Below are 18624 nucleotides of genomic sequence, written 5' to 3'. Positions count from 1 at the left end.
AAAAAGTATCATTCTGTATCGGTTGTTGTTATCATGCTTGCGAATTATATGTTTAATGTTAATTTTCTTTGGAGTTAATCATGGAACTAGGCCTAATCATCACTTTTATCATTGCTGCTGCAGTAATGGTTAAGAAAGAAATGGCAGAGAAGTAATTTCACTTACCCCTTTTTGATACAATTTTTAGTGAAATAATAAAAGCCAGCATTTGAAGTGACCCCGTAAAGTTGGACATTTCTGTTAAGCGGCTTTCAAGGCCTGAGTTCGATATTCTATCGGAGTCAGGCCTTTTAGTTTCACTTTTATACGTTTGGTATTGTAGTACTCGATGTATTCTTTAATTTGCTCTATCAGAGCATCTGCATCTTCAAAGCTTTGGTTGTGATACATCTCTGTTTTGAGTAAAGCAAAAAAGTTTTCAGCAACCGCATTATCCAAGCAGTTACCTTTTCTCGACATGCTTTGTGTTAACCCACTCTCCGCTACCTTTTTTTGATACTGTCGATGGCGATATTGCCAACCTTGATCGCTATGTATAATTGGCTTTGAGTTGGGTTTAAGCTTTGATATGGCTTCCGTCAGCATATCCGTGACTAGCGGCAAGCAGGCACTTTTGGCCACTCTATAAGCAACCACTTCCTGAGTAAACAAGTCGACAACGGGAGACAAGTATACTTTCTGCTCTTTGACTTTGAACTCCGTGACATCAGTTACCCACTTTTCGTCGGGTTGAGTCGCACTAAAATCTCTTTCAAGCACGTTGGGAGCAGCTGTTCCAGACTCTCCTCGGTATGAACGATACTTTTTAATCCTGACCGTCGATTTAAGGTTGAGCTGAGCCATAAGCCTTTGAACCGTTTTGTGGTTAAGCACGAACCCCTGATTTTTTAATTCCAAGTGAATACGGCGGTAGCCGTATCGGCCCTTATGCTCATGATAAATTGACTTTATCAACCGCAGCTCACGTTCGTAGCTATTTGGGCGCTTGCTCGTTTGAGCCTGATAATAAAAGACACTTTTTGCCAGCTGTAGAGTGTGCAGTAAGTGCTTCAACGGGTACTTGCCTTTAAGAGTTAGAGCTATGACCGCTTTTTCTTTGTTCGACGGTTTTTTTCCTGCTCCAACTCTTCCAACTTTTTTAGAACGGCATTCTCGGTTCGTAAGTAAACCAACTCCTCTTTTAGCTCCTCAAGCGTCATTTCATTATCAGGCTTAGTGGTACGTTGAGGTTGCTGTTTCATTGAGGGTCTTCCTTTCTGGCGCATTTTGAGCCCTTTGATACCGAGCTCATTAAATCGTTTGAGCCAGACTGAGAGTATCCCAGGGGATGAGAGGTTTAATACTGCGCTAGTGTGCGTGAGAGACCATTCATTCGTCCACATTAAATTCAATGCTTTTCGTTTTGTCTGAGCAGTAGCCGCATGGTTAGTTGGTAAAAATGAATCAGTACCATGGATGGCAAAGACTTGAGCCCAATACCGTATCTGTCTTGAAGAAATTGAATATTGTTTTGCTAAGTAGAGAGATGACGTGCCATCTAAGTATTGCTTAGCAATGATACATTTTAGCTCTCGGCTATATTTGGACATAAAAAGACCCCCAATAATTGGTGTCCAACTATTGGGGGTCAGTTCAATTTAGCTGGCTTTTTAGTATCTGCAGTTCAGTTTTTTAACGAATTAGAATTCGTATTTAGCTGAAATACCATAGTTTCTTTCCGCTTGAGAGTTTTCTTTGTAAAGCTCATCATCTCCGCGAACATCATTCCAACGGTAGTATTCTTCGTTTGTTAGGTTGAACACACCACCACGAATCGTTAAGTCTTTGATAGGCTTGTAGTAAGCCGTTAAATCAACAACTGTTGCACTTGGAAGCTCTGCTTGACCAGCGTTACCGCCATTTTCATCATCAAAGTTGATGTCTGAACCAGATTTATCAGCCGTATAGTTTAATTTAAGGCTAGTACCCCAGTTTTGGTTTGGTGCATCATAGTTAAGACCTAATACAGCATTCCAAGGGTTAACACTATTCAGTGCATTACCGTTTCCGTCTTCACCTTCTGTATATGAAGCAACGAAGTGAGTTGAAATCCCCTTAGGTGCACCTACCAAAACATCCCATAGTAACGTGTTAGAGAATTCAACACCCTTAATTGTTGCCGAATCTAAGTTAACGTTAGAGTAGTGTGTAGTTCCGCCAACTTTTTTCGTTACCACTGTTTCGATGAAGTCATCGTAATCACTGTAGTAAGCCGCAATCTCAGACGATGAGGCCTGTGTATTATGACGGTAACCTAGCTCATAAGAGATACTGGTTTCTGACTTAAGATCCGGGTTTGGATCGTTTACGTAACCATGTCCTGGGTTGTCATACGTGTAGTACAGTTCATCGAAAGAAGGGGCTCTAAAGCCTTGGCTAATTTGGCCAAAAATGGTGCCTGTATCAGTAAGTTTGTATGTTGAGCCTAAGCGTCCAGTTACCGCAGAATCAGAGAAGTCCGTAAGTGACTCACCTGTATTTTTACCAGGGTCTGTAGAGAAGTGATCGAAACGAACACCTGGAGTAACAACAAGTTTGTCGTTCATAAGGCTAATTTCGTCTTGTACAAACAGACCAAACTTCTGCTCTTTAGCATCAGGAGTGTATACATAAAGCTGATCATCAGTAGCAGGATCAGAGTTGTACTCCATATTCGTGTTGCTTATATCGCTGTGTGTATATGTCGCACCATAAACTAGGTAATGGTTGTTAATCTCTTTATCTAACTGCGTTTCAATCTCAAGCTTATCTTCTGTGTACTCGTAATCTTTGGTTTGAAGATTGTCGTTGTTAGCAGGAACATAAGGGGGAAACCAGGACCTGCGGGTTTAAAGCGTTTCGTCACACCATTTTCTTCTTTGGAAATGTACGACACTTTACTGGTCACGGTATCGGCAATTGCGCCATCAGCGAACCAAATGTGTTTAATCGCAAATCGATTTTGCTCTGTATCATCTGCACCCGTGTAGCTATCGTAGCTTGAGTGATAAATGTCAGAGTCTGAAGTATCTTTGATTAGTTCAGCTAGAAACTCAATACGATGGCTTTCATTCAATTGATATTGCAATTTTACCAATAGGTTATCGGCTGATGTGTCTTGATCTTCTACTGCGTAATTCTCTAAGTTATTAGAGTCGCGGAAGTTTTGAAGCTCTTCACCGTCACGGCGAGTGTAGGCAACCAATGTTTCTAAGTCACCAAATCGATTAGCTAATGCAACGTGCTCACTGAAAGAGTTATCTTCTGAAGAGTAAGACAGTTTCGCTTGGCCACCGAAGTCTTCGCCATCTTTCAAGAAATCAGAAGGGTCTTTAGTTTCAAAGGCAACAACACCGCCAATAGCATCACTTCCGTGTAAACTTGAAGCAGCACCTTTGATAATTTCGACACTTTTAAGCATGTCGGGATCGATTGAAATACCGCTAGAATTGATAAATGCGTATGGACCACCATCAAATGAACCTGGCTGAGAAGAGCCATCGACTAAAATCTTAACGCGTTTACCTTCCATGCCACGAATGTTGATAGTCTGTGCGCCTTGGCGAGAGCTTGAATTCATCGTTACACCCGGAGTGTATTCGAAGATTTCATTCACATCTTTCGCCATGTTCTCTTCAATTTGCTTATCCGAGATGACAGTAACAGAAGCCGCAGTATTGATAAGTGTTTGATTCGTACGAGTTGCCGATACAACAACCTCGTCAAATAGGGCATAATCGTCAGCAAAGGCTGATGTTGATGAAAGCGCTAAAACGATTGAAGCAGAGAGTAGGGATTGCTTATACATCTGATAGTTACCTTAGTTCCATAGTATTATCTTGATTTGCGAAAGATAATATTGGATCTAAATGATAATTACTATTATTTGCATTTAAATAATTTTCAATCTTATCAACTAATTCATAATTAATACTCTTAAACACCTGTATTAAAAAGACTTTTACAGTTCCATTCACAGCCTGAATGCTTCTGTTTTTGTGATTCAAGTCTCATTTATAAAGTAGGAAAGCTATGCATAGTCCAATAACACTTGAAGCATTACACATATTAGATGCCATTGATCGTCGTGGGAGTTTCGCAGCTGCAGCGCATGAACTGGACCGAGCGCCTTCTTCATTGAGTTATCAAATCCAGAAGTTAGAGCAAGACTTAGATATCATGATTTTTGATCGCTCAGGCCACCGTGCAAATTTCACGGAAGCGGGGCAGTTAATCTTAGAGCAAGGTAGAATCATTCTTGGTGCCACAGAACAACTCGTTAACGATGCGAGTATTCTTGCTAATGGCTGGGAGCTAGATTTGACCATTGCCTTTGATGGCATCATTCCTATTGCCAATTTCTTCCCGTTGGTCGACGAACTCGGGAAAATCAGCAAAACACGTGTTCGCTTACAAGAAGAGATCTTAGCCGGATGTTGGGAATCCCTGACAGATGGCCGAGCCGATTTATTGGTATGTCCCAAGCTCGACACGATTCCAAACGATATGAAAAGTGACATCATTGGTAAGATGGAAATGGTATGGGTCGCTGCAACAAACCACTATGTTCATAAGCGCTCTGGCGAGTTCGATCAAAAAGCGAGGGAAAGTTACAGGGTTATTGCAATTGCGGATACTGCACGCGATCAACCAGCGTTAAGTCGCAACATTCTAGAGAAACAACCTCGTTTGACCGTAACAAGCTTCCCTGCAAAGGTAGAGGCTCTAACAACTGGATTAGGGATTGGCACCTTGCCGAGTAGTATTGCTAAGCCGCTGATTGAATCTGGCGTTCTACAGCAGATTTCGGGTACAGAACCACAGCCGATCGATATCGTCATGGCTTGGCGACGCAACAAAATGGGCGACGCCAAGTCTTGGTGTATCCAACATCTTAAAAAGACATGGGCGTTAAAGTAACGGTAACACCATATCTGCAGTACCATCTTCAAAACTGATATCTAGCTCGAAGCCGAGCTTTTGAGCTAGTGTCAGCATCCCTCTATTCGTTGGCATCGTCATGCCCGACATCTGTTTAGTCTGCTTCGCACGGCAGTAATCAATAACCTTAGTCATAAGAATACGACCTAAGCCGACACCTTTCAGATCGGAACGTATCAGAATCGCGAACTCGGCATCGGTGTTCTCTGGGTTAATTAGCGCTCTCGATACACCAATAATCGCAGGCACACCTTGTTCCTTACGTACCACCACAAACGCGATTTCTCTATCAAAATCAATCTGAGTAAAGTTCGCCAACGCCTCATGGTTGAATTCTCCAACATCACTAAAGAAACGCTTATACAGATCCTCTTTAGAGACGCGATTAATAAAATCGGCATGAAGCGGTTCATCTTCAGGAAGAATAGGGCGTAGCAACACTTCGGTGCCGTCCTTGAGTACTATATTCTCTTCAAGCTCGACCGGATAAGGGCGAATCGCAAGACGTTCTTGTGGATCGCCTTCGTACGCTTTCAAGATGATATCGGCATCTAATATCGTGAACTTGTCACCATTGGCCAGTACTGGGTGGATATCCAAATCATGTATTTCGGGGCAATCCACTACCATTTGCGATATACGAACCAGCAATTCAGAGAGGCCTTCAATGTCGATCGGGTTAGGCAGTTTTTGCAGGCGAATCTTGCCACTTTTTATCGCCCTAATGATCAAGTAACGCGCCAGTGTCATGTTAAGCGGTGGGAAAGCAGCAGCGGCATCAATTGATTCGTCCCACTCAGAGCCACCTTGGCCAAGTAAAATGATAGGGCCAAAGGTTTCATCCGTTGTGACCTTAACTCGCAGTTCTTGGCCGCCTGCAAGCTTGGCCATACCTTGAATCAACAAGCCATGGATATGAGCAGTAGGGAACGACAATTGAGATCGATCGAGAATTGCCTGAGCGGCATTCGCGACTTCACTACTGTTTCGTAAATTGAGCATCACACCTTGAACGTCCGACTTATGCGCAATGTCTGGCGAGCGAAGTTTTACGGCGACCGGGTAACCGATCGTTTCAGCAATGTGCACCGCTTCACTTGGGTCGGAAGCAATCCAAGTTGGCAACACATCAAGATTGAAGTGCTTGAAAAACTGACTGTTTTGATGGGTATCAAGACTAACTGTTTCTTTATCCAGTAGTTGACGTTCTATCCAATTTTTGGCATCTGCCAAGTCTTCAATGTGCACTTTTTCTGCCGTGGTCGGCGTTTCCATTAACTGACGTTGGTTGCGTCTGTACTCGACCAAGTGCATGAATGCGACCACTGAACTTTCAGGCGTTCGATAGGTTGGGAAACCCGCTTCCGTAAACAGCTTTCTCGCCGGCCTTGCGGTTAACTCCCCAGACCAATTCGTTAAGATATTAAAGCGCTTATGGCGAGGATGTTTTTTAATCGCTTCAATAATTCGCTCTGCTGTTCTGGCTGAATGTGCGACTGCAGAAGGGCTGTGCATGATAAGAATGGCATCCGCTTCGTCGCCATCGAGCAAGATGTTTATGGTGTCGATATAGCGTTGTTCGCCGGCATCGCCAACAATATCGATAGGGTTACTATGAGACCAACTCGATGGCAAAACCTTACTGAGTTTATCGAGCGTATCTTCAGAGAATTCTGCGAGCTTGCCGCCGCGGTCAAATAGGGTGTCCACGGCCATAATTGCAGGGCCGCCACCATTGGTAACAATAGCCAAGCGCTCGCCACGCAAGGGCACTGAATGAGTCAGTGTCTCTACCGCAGCAAACAGTTCATGTAAGTTCTTAACTCGCAACATACCGCTGCGTCGGATCGCAGAGTCATAGATAATGTCTAAGGTATCGGCACCACCAGTATGTGCCATGGCCGCTGCTCGGCCTTTCGCTGTTCGTCCGCCTTTGAGCACTAGAATTCGTCGGTTGCGTGACGCTGCACGCGCTGCAGAGATAAAGCGCCTCGCATCAGTAATGCTATCGACATAAAGCAATATCGCTTCGGTCTGAGAATCGGTACTCAGATAATCCAAGAGTTCCGAGAATTCAATGTCACTGCCATTGCCTATCGAGATAAACGCTGAGAAGCCAATCTCTTTGTCGTTCGCCCAATCGAGAATCGTGGTACACACTGCAGCCGACTGAGAAACAAAGGCGATTTTACCTGGCAGCGCAGTTACCGGAGAAAAAGAGGCATTCAAATTTAACCAAGGGACAATAATCCCCAAGCTATTGGAGCCAAGCACCCGAATGTTGTGTTTTTTAGCAATCGCTAGGCATCGTGCATCATACGTTTCGCCATTATCGCTTTGTTGCTGCATGTCGGAAGAAAGCACAATGACAGAGGCTATGCCTTTCTCGGCCAGCTCTTCAAAAATGGCCACATTACGGGTCGCATTGGTACAGAGAATCGCAAGGTCAGGCACGATAGGCAGTGACAAAATGTTCTTGTATGAGAGTACGCCTGCCACCGAGTCATATTTTGGCGTAACGGGCATCACCGCACCTTTAAAATCCCCGTGCAACAAATTGTTCATGACGATATATCCCGCGCGCGTTTCTCGTTGAGAAGCACCAACAACAGCGATTGAACGGGGTTTAAGGAGGGGATCAAGATGATTCATAGACATATCCTAGCAATGCACGTAAGTTCATCGTAACTTACTTTTCACTAACGGGTTGATGGCAAATTCACCGAATTAAGATGAATAAGCAGACACTGCATAAAGTTTGTGAAATAGGTCACCCACTAATGGTGTATAATCTCAAAGTTAACTTGATTCTAAACCGACGTATCGGCATGATTTATAGTAATTATTATTAAGGATATAGAGCTTTCCATGAAAAAATTTGCAATTGTGACTTTGCCACTGCTCTTGGCTGCATGTGTATCTGACGACTACGTTACCAATGTCACTTCAGATAGTTATCAAGAAGAGTACAAGACGGCCAAAGTTGAAGCTCCAGTTGTATCTCAATCTGAGCAAACAGGCGTTGTTGAAGAAAACGTTGTCAACGTGATCAGAACTGAACCTGTTGAACAGAAAGTCACTCAAACGACTAAAGCTAAGCCAGTTGCAGTAGTGACAGGACCAACGAAGAAACAACAAGACATGAACCAGCGTTTTGGTTACACAGTTCAAGTTGTTGCTGTTGGCAGCCAAAGTAAAGTCGATTCTTTCGTGAAAATGCTACCTACGACTTCTCAGCCAGTTTGGGAAAACTACAAAATGGTTAACGGCACTAAGTGGTTCACCGTACTTTATGGTGACTATGCAACGCGCTTAGAAGCTAAAAAGGCAATCTCAACGCTGCCGAGCACTTTCCAAAACTTGAAGCCGTTTGTTAAGAGCATTGATGACATCAAGAACTCTGAATACCCAACGCTTAACAAGTTGAACTAAGTTTTAATTCATAAAGAAGGGGCAAATGCTCCTTCTTTTGTTTTAAGACTCGCTGTTTTGTTTAATAGTTAATCGCTCGCTCTTTCGAACGCAATTTTAACAATCAAAACACTGTACCTATCTCGACTTTTGTTTATCATTGAAGTCAGTATTCCTAGTTTCAAGGACCGAATTTACCCATGAACACCACAAACATCCTTCTACTTTGCGGCGGTGGATCTTCAGAGCATGAAGTGTCTTTAGTTTCAGCTAATTACCTTTTTGAACAACTCAATAGCGTTGCAGATTTTAACGTTGTAAGAGTTGAAATTAAAAACGAGGGCTGGTGTCTTGATTCAGGTGAATTGGTTTATCTTGATATTAACGATCAAACCTTACGCGGTGACAATTTAGAATCTAAAGTCGATTTCATTGTGCCTTGTATTCACGGTTTCCCGGGGGAAACCGGTGACATTCAATCTCTGTTTGAAATGGCTAAAATTCCGTATCTAGGCTGTGGTTCAGAAGCAAGTAACAACAGCTTCAATAAAATCACTTCAAAGCTTTGGTACGACGCGCTTGGCATTCCAAACACGCCTTATCTATTCTTATCAGAAAACGATGAACAAGCTCACTCACAAGCGACTCAAGCCTTTGAAAATTGGGGTCAAGTGTTCGTGAAAGCTGCCCGTCAAGGCTCTTCCGTAGGTTGTTACCAAGTTAACCAAGTAGAAGATTTAAGCGAAGCGATCAACAAGGCGTTCACTTTTTCGGACCAAGTATTGGTTGAGAAATCAGTGGTGCCTAGAGAGCTAGAAGTTGCTGCTTATGAAATCGATGGCGAGCTACATATTAGCAAGCCGGGGGAAGTGATTGCACCTAATGGCGCATTTTACTCTTATGAAGAGAAGTACAGTGCAGACAGCCACTCCATTACCGAAGTTGAAGCAAGTAACTTAACAGATGAACAGCGTGAATTGATTGCAGACAGCGCACGCAAAGTCTTCACTCAGATGAAGCTTCGTCACTTGTCTCGTATTGATTTCTTCCTAACGCAAGACAACGAAATCTACCTGAACGAAGTAAATACGTTCCCAGGTATGACGCCAATCTCCATGTTCCCTAAAATGGTTGAGCATGCCGGTCACAAATTCAGCCAGTTCTTGGAGAACTGCGTGAGAACAAGTCTTTCTTAGGTCTTCTAACTCGTTTTCGTTCACTTAGAGCAAAACCCAACAAGTGCATTGAGCTTTCTGCCAAAGCACTTGTTGTTTTTAAAGCTGGCCGTTTTTAAAAATCGATCGTTTTAGCCACTACTTATATCCAAGTAACAATATCCAAATAATCTACGAACCGTTTATTGCCAAGGGGTTAGCGCCTTAAACTTCATCTTCTCACTTTCAGCAGTACCCGAAAAGCCAACATATTGGGCTGGCATTGCAGGGCTAAGCCAGCGGCCAAAGTCCTGAATCTCTCTAACCTTAAGACCTTGTTTCGACAACTCTTGTGCAGCACCAACACGAATCGAATTTCCAGAGAAATAGTGGTTTTCCGGCAATTGAAGTAAGTCGCTAGCTCGTCTCAATATCCGGTAAATAGACGAATCATCTAAAGGCTGCAAACCAATATTCTCATGCTTGTCTATCGCACGAAATACTGGCAACTCATCTTGTGTACCAGTAAACGAAAGCCAACGTTGAAGTGCAACACTGGCTATTTGTGACAACTGATAAGCCGAACCTTTGACCGTGACTTGGTAATGATCTTCAACGTACTCAACATCAGTCATTGATAACGCCTTAAGTTCTGAGCGTTTTAAAGCACACTCGAACATCACGTTATAAATAGCTATATCCCTGATCTCTTTCAAGTTTGCTTTGTCGTCGGAGAGTAACACATTTAAATCAGTGAGATGCTTAGATGTCATAGCATTGGTTTGCTTCGCGTCACCGGCCATTTGCGACTGTAAGTGGAGCAGGGTAAAGCGAACTTGCCTGTGCTTGATTGGATTAGCAAAGTTCAACACAGTATGAAGCATACTAAGCGTTGCGGTGTAACGTTTTAGAGATGCGTATTTTCTATCGTTAGACTCCGTCTCGAGAAAACGACGAACAGCGGTTATAGATGCGGGAAGTGTGTTAATACGATGTTTGGTACAGAACGCATGATAGCGATTCCAATCACTGTAGATACCTAACAGTGAATTACGAGAGTATTGAAATCCTGTCAACTCATCTATAATTTCAATTGTCGCGCACCTGTTCAATTTTTCAACAAATGAATTAATTCTCACAGAGTCGGTTAGAATAGGGACATTTTTTCTCAAATTACCGTACCTCGACAGGTGTTTTTACCATATTATGCTTGATATCATTATAAGTATACTTATGATTAATGTAGTGAAAACAAAAAGATGATTAATGGATATGGCTAATTCAATTTACCGAAGCGTCCATCTGCAATCGACGGATGCCACTAACACGGTTTGGCGTGCTAAGTTAAAGAACAATGTTATTCAGGGCAACCTAGCTGCCGTGAAAAAGAGTATTGATTGGTGGATTGACACCGCATCTATTATTGACCCGAAAGAGTTCACGACGTTAAATAAGTCGAGAGGAACTGGTGGCCAAACTGAAAACTTCAACGGCTATCAGATAAAGAATGACACAGGTGAGCCTAACGCGTGGTATTGCATGTTTAACGGACGTCTTATCAAAGGCGGCAAGGTTGCAATTCAGCGTCATATAGAAGCTTACTTACTCGCAAAACAAAAAGCAGAGCAACAAAAGAAATAAGTTATGAGTTTAGTATATTCAACAGAAACAGGTCGCATTAAGCCTGAAGAAGAGAAAGTCCAGCGTCCTAAAGGCGATGGTATCGTTCGAATTCAAAAAGAAACCAAAGGCCGTAAAGGCAAAGGCGTTTCTGTCGTAACTGGCTTAGACCTAGATGACGCACCATTAAAACTAATGGCAGCAGAACTTAAGAAAGTCTGTGGCTGTGGTGGATCCGTAAAAGATGGCAACATCGAGATTCAAGGTGACGCTCGTGACAAGATCAAAGCGCACCTTGAAAAGAAAGGCTACAAAGTTAAATTCTCTGGCGGTTAATCTCTAACTAATACCAGGGTTAAAATCGAAGATTATTATCACTGGATATTAGGTATTTTATGGTAAATAGCCAATATGGTTAAATACACAGTATAATTCAGAGAATATCGACACCAAATAAAGGCAGGGCATCACACAAAGAGTCCTGCCTTATAAACATCAAATCCAATTTAACATAATATACATAATGCGCAATGGGATTGTTAGAGCAATTTAGTAATGTCCGGTTTGAGCCATTTTAAAATGTCCTCCTAAGCTTACCTATATTGGTCTGCTTAGGAGTTATCCGGATGCTTATTACTATGAGTGAAAAAGATATTCATCGATTCAAGGTGCTTACTGACGTACGTGAAAAACGACTACGCCAAGTTGACGCTGCTATCATTTTGAATCTGTCTGCCCGTCATATCCGACGTTTGGTAAACAAACTTGTCTCTCTTGGCGCTCAAAGTCTTACACACGCAGCGCGTGGACGCCCAAGTAATCGACGCTACTCAGAACATTTCAGAATTGAAATACTGAAACTTATCCGTGAGCATTACTCTGACTTCTCACCAACGTTCGCTCTGGAAAAACTGACTGAACGACACAATCTATCCGTCTCTAAAGAAACTTTACGTCAATGGATGATCGCCGACGGACTGTGGCTTCCACATTCACAACGCAAACCTCGAGTCTATCAGCCTCGTTACCGTCGTGATTGCTTGGGTGAACTTATCCAAATTGACGGCTCCCATCATGACTGGTTTGAAGGCCGCAGCGACAAATGCTGCCTATTGGTGTTCATTGATGATGCGACTGGCCGTTTGATGAACCTAAGATTCAGTGAGACAGAATCCGCGTTTGACTACATGTTGGCGACGCGTGAATACCTCGACGCGCACGGTAAACCCATCGCATTTTACAGCGACAAACACTCCATATTTCGAGTGAATCAGGAGAAACACAAACAAGTTGGCCAAACTCAATACGGGCGCGTGTTGAAAGAGCTGGCGATAGAACTCATTTGTGCCAACAGCTCCCAAGCCAAAGGCCGCGTTGAGCGAGCCAATCTCACGTTGCAAGACCGGCTGGTTAAAGAGATGCGCTTACAAGGCATCAACACCATCGAGCAAGCCAACGCCTGGCTTCCCTACTTCATCGCCGATTTTAACCACCGCTTTGCTAAGCCCGCTCAATACCCGAAAAACATGCATCGTCCGGTTCGAGAGTCCAAGCAAGAACTCGACGATATTTTCAGTTGGCAAGAAACCCGCAAGCTCTCAAAGTCGCTGACATTTCAATACGATAAAGTGGTTTATCTCATTGAACCTACTGAAGAAAACAGCCGACTAGCGCACGAACATGTCAAGATACTCGACTACCCAAACGGTGAAATTGCCATCCAATACGGGCATCGAAAACTCGAATTCAAAACCTTCGACAAACTCGAGCACGTTCAACAAGCCCAAATCGTCGACAACAAACGCCTCGGCCAAGTTTTAAAATTTGCTCAGCAACAACAAGAAGAATTCGAACAACAACAGCAACGAACCCGCAGTAAGAAAGCCCCCAAGCGCCGTGCACAACAAAGAGCCCTTCAAACAGCACCTCGAGCCATCAACCCTGTCCTCACCGAACCATTCAAAGCTTCCAGTCGAAAGACCTAACAAGGGGACATTTCTATTTGGGACAAATGAGGACATTTTAAAATGGGATTGACAGAGAGTATTAATGTTTTAACATTTGGTAACCAATCGAAAAATTTTAGATCCATTAGATTTAAACTATTGATAAGCAATCCGAATTTATTAATAACGTTCTTTTAAAACTGATAACTATTCATTATCGTTTGGAATTGTTGTTTTCATGACACTCTCCAATTTCATGTTGGAAATGTGTCAACCATATTTAGGACGGTACAGTAAATACAAAAAAGCCCGCTTACTACGGGCTTCAAAGGTAACACTAAGAATTTGTCGATTCTTCGAGTACAGAGATTAAACGTTTAACTTTCGCAAATACCTCATCAAACGTTAGAATGTTAATATCTTTAAGGTTATTTCGATATAATTCAAACGCCTCTCGCTTTTTGTTATTGTCTAGCTCTGTGGAGTTACCAATAATCACGTAAAGTAACGGTTTGTGAATTTTAAACTGTTGTTCCTTACTCTTATCTTGGTCTTCAATTTGCAAGGCGTAGCTATTTTTCAATAACTGGTTTGAGTAGTTTAAGATTTGGCCAATAGAGCCAGAGACCTCATCAGACATACTAAACGTTTGTCTATAAGCTTTTCCGATAAGATTAGTTGCTGGTGTTTTTATTTCAATTAGTACAGGGTTTTCTGTCTGCTCTGACTTAAAAAGAAAATCACATAAGTTTCCGCCAACGTTATCAACAGATTTACCGCCAACATAAGCACTACCATTCAACATAAAAGCAGGTATGGACAATATATTACTTAAGATGAAAGGGTTGTCCTCAAAATACTTCTGCCATTGCCCTTCATCTTTAGACTTATCGTTTTTCTTCCAATAGTCCAAAGAAGCTTTTAACGTTGTAATACCAGTCATTGCGTTTAGTTTAGCAATATCATGCACTGGCAACTGTTTTAAGCTATTCAGAATGGCATCAGAATGGTTAGAATTGGTTAGAATGTTTGCAATTTTTTTTACAGTTTTAAACGCATCGCCATTACTAATACTTAGTATCTCATCTAAGTCTTCATCGCTAATACTTGTAATTTTACTGACAGCAGATGCTCGTCCTTCCTCTACTTTTACATATGTGCTTTTTCCACTTCTGAGGCCACTTTTCATATCACTTCTAATTATGGCACCTAAACTATTAAGCAATTCACCAACTTCATCTGTAGTCAAAACCAAGTGAACCCCTTCTCCTGCTTTTAATTTGCTTAGATTTACATTTTTTGAATCTTCCCACTCATCAGATTTTTTTCCTTTGATAAATGAACTCACCCTTAATCCAATTTTTCTTTTCCTGACCTCGAACTAAAGTTGGCTTAAATACCAACCTCACAGAATCCGTAGTTCTGAGGGCGATAGGGTCAGTGATTGCAGTGACGCTAGATGTGGTTTCAACATTTAATGTATTGTCGGTCATTTAATCTTTCCATTGTTACTAATACTCATCGTGCCCATATCATATATCGGCGTAAATATATAAAAATAGATGCAGTTAAACTAAATGATTAAATTCAAAAAAAAGGCGAACTCAATCAATGAGTTCGCCTTTTGGGTTCCAGTGCAGCAAGCAAAGGAGCACTGTTTCGTTAACAAGGGTACGAATAAACACAAGTAACGCTCTCATAAACAATAAAGTGTTTCGATAAAACCGAGCCCCAAAAAGTGACACTGCAACATAACTACCCTCCACTTTAATTGATGAACAGTAAACAGTGGCCTCGTGACTCGTATCACAGCAAGCCATAAAGCTCGCACACACCGCTCTGATTACACAAACCGAGCTACTTTAAATTTAACTGTATAAATACACAGTTAAATTATTGCCCCCGTAAAAACCGCACTTATTGAGCAAATAACATTCAGAATCAAGGGGCTGCGTTCAATTTTTGAACTTGAATTTGGTCTAATGGTTCGCTTTCCTGTATAACCGTCAATTCTGGATCAGTTCTGGGTATAGCAATTTTATCAATGCTAATACTCTAATCTCCGATTGCGCCAACTTTAAGGCATTGCGCATTAGGTTCGAATCACGTGTACGGGTTAGTATCATGAGCGACAAAGCATTCCGAAAACTCAACATATTCCTTTCGATTTTTTGCCTAGCAATCACGCTAGTGTCGTTGATCTCTTTTAATACGCTCATGAATAAGAGCCTCGTTATTACACCAGACAAATACCCTACACGCGTTAACACAGACAGAGACCACGATGGTGGCACCGTTGGCTTGTTAAAAAGGTCAGAAGATGGAATTGAGTTACAGTGTGACTTTGAACGAACCTATAGCTTGCCATTCTGTGAAATTGAGTTCGTTATATCGACACAAGGTAAAGGGCTCGATCTCTCTACGTTCGATTCGGTCACCATTAATATGGATTACCAAGGCCAAGAAGACCCAAGGTTTCGCTTCTACATTCGTAATTACGACAAGAATTACAGCGTGAAAGGCGATGCTATGTCGAACAAGTTCAATCGCTTAGACTTCTCATTACCAGATAAAAACCACATCGACTTAGACTACTTCAATGTTCCTTTCTGGTGGATTGATCATTATAACCGCCCTGTTTCTGATAGCGCTGTAGACATTACGAACGCGGTATCTGTTGAACTCGGGCTTGGTGCCAGCACGCTTGCTGGGCATCATTCACTTAACATCTCGAGTATTGTGTTCCACGGTAAAATCATCAGCAAGGCTTTGCTAGGTGAGCTATTGGTTGGACTATGGGTGGTATACGCGATCTACTATGTCGCTTGTGCTTTACATATTGCACAACGAAACAAAACGCGTTCAGCACAGCAACAACGCCATTTAACCCAAGAAATTGAAGAGCTAAAGGTAAAGGCCACAACCGATCCGTTGACCGGATGTAGAAACCGAACCGAAGCTTTAGATACCTTCTATGATTTCGAATGGTTGGCGCAACAAGGAAAAACGATTCACATCGCGTTGTTTGATTTAGACCATTTTAAGCAGATCAACGATCAACATGGCCACGAAGTGGGTGACAAAGTACTTATTCAGTTTGTCGCAACGGCGAACAAGAGCCTTGGTGAGCAGTACTTGCTTTATCGTTGGGGTGGTGAGGAGTTTCTGCTCGTTTGCCTGGAACAAACTGCGCTACAGTGTAACGAATCTATCGATAATTTTTACTTAGCAATGGAGCAAAGCCCTTGGCCTAAAGCGCTTAAAGTCACGGCTTCGACCGGAGTAACGCAGCTTAAGGAGCATGAATCTATACGTACTGCCATCAAACGTGCAGACAAAGCGCTCTACCAAGCTAAAGACAACGGACGAAACCAAGTCGCTACGTTTTATTAAGGCTCGCTAGACTGGACTGCAGCTACACATTCAACTCTCGGCACTACTCAATCAACACGCAGTTAATACCTTGTCGATATCGACTCTCCACTTAAGCACCCGTTAGATTTTTAACTGCTGACTGCTTTGTTGCCTCATCAGAATTCTAATCGATTCGACACGTCTAAGTACGCTCTTATCATCTGTGATAACACCATCTGTAATAACGTCATCAATGGCATTCTCCGGTTGATACCGCTTACAAACAGCTCTTCTTTACGCCTCTAAGCTTCTCCTAAGCACTTGTTCTTGCAGTCACGTATAGCGTGTAAAGCTTGCTCTAACCAGTGGTCAGTCACTCGCAGTATCGGTTTAGAACATTACCGTCGCTACTTATCTCGCACTGTTTTTAAATGAAATCCTCATTTGTCTGCTTGTGAACATTCATACACCCGCATCCGCTAAAAACAGAAGTCACAACGTCACCAGCCTTAAAAAACGCCATATATTGAACCAATTAGACATGGTGACACAAATACTGACACCTAAAATGGCAATTGGTTTACTTTCAGATCTTGCTGTAATTTAATTACAAATAAAAACCGAGAAAAGCTTATAAAGTGGATTGTTCCGCTGTAACCTATTGAATAAACTAGATTTGATGGTTTTGGTTAGGTCGGAATTTAGGGTAGCTAAAGAGTGGGTATGTACGAGATAATATACTAGAGGGTAATGTATTTAGTTATAGTGCATTAAGGTGTTAAAAAAGAAGGGCTGATGCCCTACTCTTCTTTATTACTCATTTCTTCACGAATTTGCTCAGCAACGATTTTGATAGCTTGTGCTGTGCTGATGCCCTGAGTCATCATTTCTTGAATTCGTTCAACAGCTTTCTGTTGTTCTTCGTGAGAAAGGGTTGGTAAGTCGTTTAGCATGCTCTGCTCCTTTATTTAGGAGCAGAACTATATAAGGACTGTTAGTAACTAGCAAGGAAATTGATTGAAGCACCCATTGCATTTTCGTTTGTGTAGTTCGCACTTAGATCTAACTGGAACAAGTTGAGTGGCGAGATACCAATACCGGCTGTGACTGTTCCTTCCGAATCAGAGTAAGCCAGGTTCTTGTAGTACCCTCCCCTTAACTTAAGCTGACGTAGAAGATCGACTTCGGTACCAATACGAATCATCTGCTCGTTATCATCGAATGAAGTAAACTTTTCAGCTTCATTCAAATCATAATCAACACTCAGTGTAAAATAATCTGAAACAATACCAGCGCCAACAGTGTAAACCGGACCAAGGTTATATGAGTGACTTGACGTAATTGTACGCGAAGCACCTGGATTGCTAGTGCTTGTAATTTGTTGGCTTATTGATTTAGTTTCAATTTCTCGATCGATAATATTCGTAGCAGAAAAGCCTACTCTAAATGGGCCGTAAAACCAAAGTGCACCAGCATCAATATTAAATGTAGTTTCAGCTGTGTCATTTTCTCGAACGTCACTTAAATCGTAGTTTTGTGCCGAAGCAATGTAATTGTACGTATAGATTCTTTGGAGTTTCGGAGATATACCAAAAGACAGGTGTTGTCCCATGAATGTTTGATATTTTGCTAACGAAATACCAGCTTCCATAATACCGATAGAAACGGCTTTAACAGCTGTTAACTCAGCATTAACTAAGTCACTGTTAGCCGCGTCGTTAGATGTGTCAGGAGTTACAAAAGATTCAGTGTATGCTTTTGCAAATACGTTTGCCGCAATATATTGATTTGGTAAAGCAAATGCTACTACACCACCTAAATCAACATTCAGACTATCACCATTAAGAGCATCTATGTCAGAACCAGTCACAGTGCCTGATTCAATACTGTCAACTAAGCTATCGATACCATCAACTAAGTTATTTGGGTCATTATAACTACCACCAAAACTTGGTGTGATCATGCCCATGTCATCGTTACGACGATAAATCGCAACCAATGCTGGATTATAGAATGGAGCGGTTAGGAAGTTTGCAGAAACAACACCAACACCACCCATCGCATCACCACGCGCTTCAATGGCGTAGTTTGCTGCTGAAAGAGGAAGACTGGCGAATGCAATTGACGCTGCGAGTAGTTTAGTAGTTTTTTTCATGCCGTTTATCTTTGTTAGATCCCTT

14 protein-coding genes and 2 pseudogenes are annotated in these 18624 nt (G+C 42.1%); 7 read left to right on the top strand and 9 right to left on the bottom strand.

The window, feature by feature from the left end; genetic code table 11:
* Positions 1-240 precede the first annotated feature (240 nt).
* The 3 genes and pseudogenes from AB8613_RS22465 to AB8613_RS22455 all read right to left on the bottom strand — a co-directional run bounded on the left by AB8613_RS22465 (position 241) and on the right by AB8613_RS22455 (position 3826).
* Complete coding sequence (locus AB8613_RS22465) at positions 241-1083, bottom strand: IS3 family transposase (protein WP_327784266.1); 843 nt, start codon at positions 1081-1083, stop codon at positions 241-243.
* Positions 1080-1589, bottom strand: a complete 510-nt coding sequence (locus AB8613_RS22460; protein ID WP_146492455.1) for a helix-turn-helix domain-containing protein — start codon at positions 1587-1589, stop codon at positions 1080-1082. The genes AB8613_RS22465 and AB8613_RS22460 overlap by 4 nt, the downstream gene beginning before the upstream one ends.
* A 90-nt stretch (positions 1590-1679) precedes the next feature.
* A pseudogene (locus AB8613_RS22455) lies at positions 1680-3826 on the bottom strand (TonB-dependent hemoglobin/transferrin/lactoferrin family receptor).
* Positions 3827-4050: 224 nt separating this feature from the next.
* Between AB8613_RS22455 and AB8613_RS22450 the strand changes: the two are divergent.
* A complete protein-coding gene (locus AB8613_RS22450) occupies positions 4051-4938 on the top strand; it encodes a LysR family transcriptional regulator (RefSeq protein ID WP_372385065.1) in 888 nt (295 codons plus the stop codon).
* On the opposite strand, the gene AB8613_RS22445 is transcribed toward AB8613_RS22450, so the two are convergent.
* Positions 4930-7611 carry a GNAT family N-acetyltransferase gene (locus tag AB8613_RS22445; RefSeq protein WP_372385064.1) on the bottom strand — a complete coding sequence of 894 codons (2682 nt, stop codon included), beginning with the start codon at positions 7609-7611 and terminating at the stop codon, positions 4930-4932. The genes AB8613_RS22450 and AB8613_RS22445 overlap by 9 nt on opposite strands.
* A 216-nt stretch (positions 7612-7827) precedes the next feature.
* On the opposite strand from AB8613_RS22445, the gene AB8613_RS22440 reads away from it, so the two are divergent.
* Both AB8613_RS22440 and AB8613_RS22435 read left to right on the top strand, forming a co-directional pair.
* Positions 7828-8391, top strand: a complete 564-nt coding sequence (locus tag AB8613_RS22440) for an SPOR domain-containing protein (RefSeq protein ID WP_060981319.1) — start codon at positions 7828-7830, stop codon at positions 8389-8391.
* 179 nt (positions 8392-8570) lie between these two features.
* Positions 8571-9566 carry a D-alanine--D-alanine ligase gene (locus AB8613_RS22435; protein ID WP_372385063.1) on the top strand — a complete coding sequence of 332 codons (996 nt, stop codon included), beginning with the start codon at positions 8571-8573 and terminating at the stop codon, positions 9564-9566.
* 161 nt (positions 9567-9727) lie between these two features.
* Here AB8613_RS22435 and AB8613_RS22430 read toward each other — a convergent pair whose 3' ends face one another.
* Positions 9728-10696, bottom strand: a complete 969-nt coding sequence (locus AB8613_RS22430; RefSeq protein ID WP_146491580.1) for a tyrosine-type recombinase/integrase — start codon at positions 10694-10696, stop codon at positions 9728-9730.
* 100 nt (positions 10697-10796) lie between these two features.
* On the opposite strand from AB8613_RS22430, the gene AB8613_RS22425 reads away from it, so the two are divergent.
* From AB8613_RS22425 to AB8613_RS22415, 3 genes are all read left to right on the top strand, one after another.
* Positions 10797-11165: a DUF3319 domain-containing protein gene (locus AB8613_RS22425; RefSeq protein WP_060981728.1), complete on the top strand. Its 369-nt coding sequence runs from the start codon at positions 10797-10799 to the stop codon at positions 11163-11165.
* Positions 11166-11168: 3 nt separating this feature from the next.
* Positions 11169-11480 (top strand): stress response translation initiation inhibitor YciH, encoded by a 312-nt coding sequence (gene yciH, locus AB8613_RS22420; protein WP_050649524.1) that lies wholly within the window; start codon positions 11169-11171, stop codon positions 11478-11480.
* 302 nt (positions 11481-11782) lie between these two features.
* Positions 11783-13129, top strand: a complete 1347-nt coding sequence (locus tag AB8613_RS22415) for an ISNCY family transposase (RefSeq protein ID WP_372385817.1) — start codon at positions 11783-11785, stop codon at positions 13127-13129.
* A gap of 298 nt (positions 13130-13427) precedes the next feature.
* Here AB8613_RS22415 and AB8613_RS22410 read toward each other — a convergent pair whose 3' ends face one another.
* Both AB8613_RS22410 and AB8613_RS22405 read right to left on the bottom strand, forming a co-directional pair.
* Positions 13428-14033 (bottom strand): Shedu immune nuclease family protein, encoded by a 606-nt coding sequence (locus tag AB8613_RS22410; RefSeq protein ID WP_372385815.1) that lies wholly within the window; start codon positions 14031-14033, stop codon positions 13428-13430.
* A 282-nt stretch (positions 14034-14315) separates the two neighbouring features.
* Positions 14316-14583 (bottom strand): annotated as a pseudogene (locus tag AB8613_RS22405) (hypothetical protein); the annotation flags it as partial.
* 592 nt (positions 14584-15175) lie between these two features.
* On the opposite strand from AB8613_RS22405, the gene AB8613_RS22400 reads away from it, so the two are divergent.
* Positions 15176-16483: a GGDEF domain-containing protein gene (locus AB8613_RS22400; RefSeq protein ID WP_372385062.1), complete on the top strand. Its 1308-nt coding sequence runs from the start codon at positions 15176-15178 to the stop codon at positions 16481-16483.
* Positions 16484-17244: 761 nt separating this feature from the next.
* Here the strand turns inward: AB8613_RS22400 and AB8613_RS22395 are convergent.
* Positions 17245-17397 (bottom strand): YoaH family protein, encoded by a 153-nt coding sequence (locus tag AB8613_RS22395; RefSeq protein WP_004731009.1) that lies wholly within the window; start codon positions 17395-17397, stop codon positions 17245-17247.
* Between the two features lie 41 nt (positions 17398-17438).
* Positions 17439-18599 carry a conjugal transfer protein TraF gene (locus AB8613_RS22390; RefSeq protein WP_372385061.1) on the bottom strand — a complete coding sequence of 387 codons (1161 nt, stop codon included), beginning with the start codon at positions 18597-18599 and terminating at the stop codon, positions 17439-17441.
* Between the last annotated feature and the right edge of the window lie 25 nt (positions 18600-18624).

Source organism: Vibrio sp. BS-M-Sm-2, assembly GCF_041504345.1.
Lineage (GTDB): Bacteria > Pseudomonadota > Gammaproteobacteria > Enterobacterales > Vibrionaceae > Vibrio > Vibrio satsumensis.
This window is presented reverse-complemented; position numbering and strand designations above follow the sequence as displayed.

What these genes read in the sequence shown, in the direction of transcription:
- AB8613_RS22410 (WP_372385815.1), bottom strand. Translation starts at nt 14,033, where the DNA reads ATGACTGGTATTACAACGTTAAAAGCTTCTTTGGACTATTGGAAGAAA.
- AB8613_RS22435 (WP_372385063.1), top strand. Translation starts at nt 8,571, where the DNA reads ATGAACACCACAAACATCCTTCTACTTTGCGGCGGTGGATCTTCAGAG.
- AB8613_RS22395 (WP_004731009.1), bottom strand. Translation starts at nt 17,397, where the DNA reads ATGCTAAACGACTTACCAACCCTTTCTCACGAAGAACAACAGAAAGCT.
- AB8613_RS22445 (WP_372385064.1), bottom strand. Translation starts at nt 7,611, where the DNA reads ATGAATCATCTTGATCCCCTCCTTAAACCCCGTTCAATCGCTGTTGTT.
- AB8613_RS22440 (WP_060981319.1), top strand. Translation starts at nt 7,828, where the DNA reads ATGAAAAAATTTGCAATTGTGACTTTGCCACTGCTCTTGGCTGCATGT.
- AB8613_RS22450 (WP_372385065.1), top strand. Translation starts at nt 4,051, where the DNA reads ATGCATAGTCCAATAACACTTGAAGCATTACACATATTAGATGCCATT.
- AB8613_RS22390 (WP_372385061.1), bottom strand. Translation starts at nt 18,599, where the DNA reads ATGAAAAAAACTACTAAACTACTCGCAGCGTCAATTGCATTCGCCAGT.
- AB8613_RS22460 (WP_146492455.1), bottom strand. Translation starts at nt 1,589, where the DNA reads ATGTCCAAATATAGCCGAGAGCTAAAATGTATCATTGCTAAGCAATAC.
- AB8613_RS22425 (WP_060981728.1), top strand. Translation starts at nt 10,797, where the DNA reads ATGGCTAATTCAATTTACCGAAGCGTCCATCTGCAATCGACGGATGCC.
- yciH (WP_050649524.1), top strand. Translation starts at nt 11,169, where the DNA reads ATGAGTTTAGTATATTCAACAGAAACAGGTCGCATTAAGCCTGAAGAA.
- AB8613_RS22415 (WP_372385817.1), top strand. Translation starts at nt 11,783, where the DNA reads ATGAGTGAAAAAGATATTCATCGATTCAAGGTGCTTACTGACGTACGT.